This is a genomic window from Phenylobacterium sp. (assembly GCF_036263695.1).
GTDB lineage: Bacteria > Pseudomonadota > Alphaproteobacteria > Caulobacterales > Caulobacteraceae > Phenylobacterium.
Genome location: NZ_DATAGM010000209.1, coordinates 1 through 2,188 on the forward strand (window position 1 = coordinate 1; position 2,188 = coordinate 2,188).

At 71.9% G+C, this 2,188-nt stretch carries 3 protein-coding genes; 1 reads left to right on the plus strand and 2 read right to left on the minus strand.

What is annotated here, in order from left to right; all coding sequences use genetic code 11:
• Window positions 1-1,092 (minus strand): NAD(P)/FAD-dependent oxidoreductase (locus VHK87_RS08475; RefSeq protein WP_329634465.1); only part of this gene is annotated, 1,092 nt, incomplete at its 3' end.
• A 13-nt stretch (window positions 1,093-1,105) separates the two neighbouring features.
• On the minus strand, window positions 1,106-1,663 hold the full coding sequence (gene rfbC, locus VHK87_RS08480) for a dTDP-4-dehydrorhamnose 3,5-epimerase (RefSeq protein WP_329634466.1): 558 nt from the start codon (window positions 1,661-1,663) through the stop codon (window positions 1,106-1,108).
• A 30-nt stretch (window positions 1,664-1,693) separates the two neighbouring features.
• Here rfbC and VHK87_RS08485 point away from each other — a divergent pair.
• Window positions 1,694-2,188, plus strand: a 495-nt coding sequence (locus VHK87_RS08485; RefSeq protein WP_329634467.1) for a glycosyltransferase family 2 protein, incomplete at its 3' end; no start/stop codon positions are given.

A 2,188-nucleotide genomic window follows, 5' to 3' on the forward strand; every position in this document is an offset into this window, starting at 1 on the left:
GATGAAGTAGAGGCCCGGGACGCGCTTAGCGGCCATGGTCCTGGAGTCCAGCTCGGCGGTGTCGACACCGCCGAGGGTGACCTCGGCGGTGCGGTAGCCTTCCGATCCCACCGGCTTCACCGTCCAGGCGTTCACCGCCTCGGCGACCGCACGCAGCTTCTTGTCGCCCGCGTCGGCCAGGTTGCCGCTCGCGCCGTGGGTTTCGGCGATCAGCTGGGCGAGGCGCCTCGGCAGATGCTGGGCCAGCACCGTCTGCACCGCCTGGCGGCCTTGTGCGGCTCGGGCCTGGCGCAGGGCCTCGAACAGGTCGACGCCCGGGGCCATGTCGACCTCGATGGCCTCTCCCTCGCGCCAGTAGGAGGAGATCTGCAGGATCGCGGGCCCGGAGAGGCCGCGGTGGGTGAACAGCATCGCCTCCTCGAACCGGGTCTTGCCGCAGCCGACCCGCACGTCCACCGCCACCCCCGCCAGGGGCGCGAGGCGCGAGAGGAGGCCCGCCTCGAAGGTCAGCGGCACCAGGCCCGGCCGGGTCTCGGTGACCTCCAGCCCGAAGCGCTCGGCGACCTGATAGCCGAAGCCGGTCGCCCCCATCTTCGGGATCGACTTGCCGCCGGTGGCGATCACCAGGGAGGAACAGGCGATCTCCGCCCCGCCGGCGAAGAGGCGGAAGCCTTCGCCCTCCCGCTCCAGCCGATCCATCGGCGCCTGCAGCCGCAGCTCCGCGCCGGCGGCGGCCATCTCGGCCAGCAGCATGTCGATGATCTGGCGCGAGGAGCCGTCGCAGAACAGCTGGCCCAGCGTCTTCTCGTGCCAGGCGATCCCATAACGATCGACGAGGGCGATGAAGTCGGCCGGCCGGTAACGCGACAGCGCCGAGATGGCGAACCGCGGATTGGCCGAGAGGAAGTTCTTCGGGCCGGCGTGGACGTTGGTGAAGTTGCAGCGCCCGCCGCCGGAGATGCGAATCTTCTCGCCGGGCGCCTTGGCGTGGTCGAGCACCAGCACGCGGCGGCCGCGCTTGCCGGCCTCGATGGCGCACATCATGCCGGCCGCCCCCGCGCCGACCACCACCACGTCGAAAGCCGCGCTCATCCGGGGCCCCGGATCAGAACCGGACCGGCTCCAGCTGGGCAAGCGCCGGCAGCGCCGCGTCGCGGGCGTTCAGCGTCGCCTCTTCCGCCGCGATCGGCCAGTCGATGCCGAGCGCCGGGTCGCGCCAGTTCACGCCGCCCTCGGCCTGCGGCGCGTAATAGCCGTCCACCTTGTAGAACAGCTCCGTATCGTCGGTGAGGGTGCAGTAGCCGTGGGCGAAGCCGCGCGGCACCAAGAGCTGCTCGCCGCCGTCCGCCGTCAGGGTCGCGCCCACCCAGCGGCCGTAGCTCGGCGAGCCATCGCGGATGTCCACGGCCACGTCGTAGATCGCCCCGCGCAGCACCCGCACCAGCTTGGCCTGGGCGTGGGGGGCGGCCTGGTAGTGCAGCCCGCGCACGGTGCCGCGGCGCGCGCTGAAGGCCTGGTTGTCCTGCACGAACTCGCAGGCCACGCCGGCCTCGGCGAGGGCCTGCCGATTGTAGGTCTCGGCGAACCAGCCGCGCGCATCGCCGTGGCGCTTAGGCGTGATAAGCAGAACCTCGGGGATGGCGAGCGGCGTAATGGCGGTCATGGGCGTAACGGTTTTGGAGCGGGCTTTCGCATGACGCGCGTTGCGGCGGATGACAAGCCCGCGCCCCAGGTCAGCGTCGTAATCGTGGTCTACAACAGCGGCCCGACGCTGGAGCGTTGCCTGGCCTCTCTCAACTCGCAGACCTTCCGCGATTTCGAGGTGATCCTGTCGGACAACGCCTCGCCGGACGGCTCGGCCCAGGCCGCCGCGGCGCAGGATGCGTCCCTGCGGCTGATCGAGAACGGCGAGAACCTGGGCTTCGCCGGCGGAGTGAACCGCGGGGCTGCGGCGGCCCGCGGTCGCTGGCTCGCCCTGCTCAACCCGGACGCCTACGCCGAGCCCGACTGGCTGGAGAAGCTGGTGGCGGCGACCGGCGCTTATCCGGACACCCGCGCCTTCGCCTCGCGCCAGCTGATGGCGGACGACGCCACCAAGCTGGACGGCCTCGGCGACGTTATGGCCGCGGCGGGGTTCCCATTCCGCGGGGGCTACGGCGGGCGCGACCCGGGGCCGCTGGCGCCCGGC

Bases quoted from the DNA above. Each gene is read 5' to 3' on its own strand.
- rfbC (WP_329634466.1), bottom strand. From the start codon at position 1,663: ATGACCGCCATTACGCCGCTCGCCATCCCCGAGGTTCTGCTTATCACG.